The 1,024-nt window shown below is 47.5% G+C and carries 1 protein-coding gene; it reads left to right on the plus strand.

The window, feature by feature from the left end:
* A partial coding sequence (locus A3739_RS19855; RefSeq protein ID WP_197472454.1) for a DUF4856 domain-containing protein occupies positions 1 to 1,024 on the plus strand: 1,024 nt, incomplete at both ends.

The raw sequence follows: 1,024 nt of genomic DNA on the forward strand, positions 1-1,024 counted from the left end.
CTGGATGAATTAAATGCTCTATATGACGCTAATTCTGGCGGTGATATTGATAACACCAATTACCTTTTGACCAAAGGCGCAGAAACGCTTAGCCCAGGCCCAACCTACGGCGACATTTCCACTGGAAAAGACCTGAAAGAAAAAATTGCTGGTGAAGACAACAGCCTACGCCACACTACTCTGCGCGGCTGGGCAACAGGTCTGGACGCAAACCCAACACCAGACGAGTTTGTTCAATACCTATTCGGTATCGTTGCAGCAAATGCTGTTGATCCAAGCGTACGCCTCAACCCTGTAGATGCGGGTGACGCACTACCTCCTTATTTGACAGTTACAGGTGTTGACCTGCAACAACTTACCAACAAGTTCTTGCTCATGTCAGTAGCGTACTCTCAAGGTACGGGTGACTATTTAAGCGATGATCTTGGTAATGGCAAAGGTATCAACGCAAGTGCAGAGCAAACCGTGAAAAGCGGTGTTCCTAAGCCTTACTCAGGGCTAGAACATGCTTGGGACGAAGCATTCGGCTACTTCGGCGCAGCACGTGACTACGACCTATACACCGACGCTGAGATCCGCAACCACAGCTCTGCAGAGGGCAACCCACGTGGTGAAGGTTACTTCGACACAAATGGCGACGGTGAAATTGACCTGCGTTCAGAAATCAACTTCGCAGCAGCAGTTAATGCCGCAAAACGCGATTTTGGTAGCTCGGATGATGCTAAAACTAATTTCACTACAGCTATCTTTGATGCCTTCGTAACAGGTCGCAGCTTGATTACTGAAAGTGGTGCTGATGTTGACCTAGTCGAACTGGAAGCGCAACGCGACATCATCGTTAACAACTGGGAAAAAGTGTACGCGGCAACAGCTGTTCACTATATCAACGACACGCTTCAAGACATGAACGATTTCGGTACGAATGATTACAGTTTCCGCAATCACGCGAAACATTGGTCAGAGTTGAAAGGTTTTGTTATGNGCCTTCAATTTAACCCGAATGCACTAATCAGTATCACAGACA

The organism is Oleiphilus sp. HI0067, assembly GCF_001635735.1.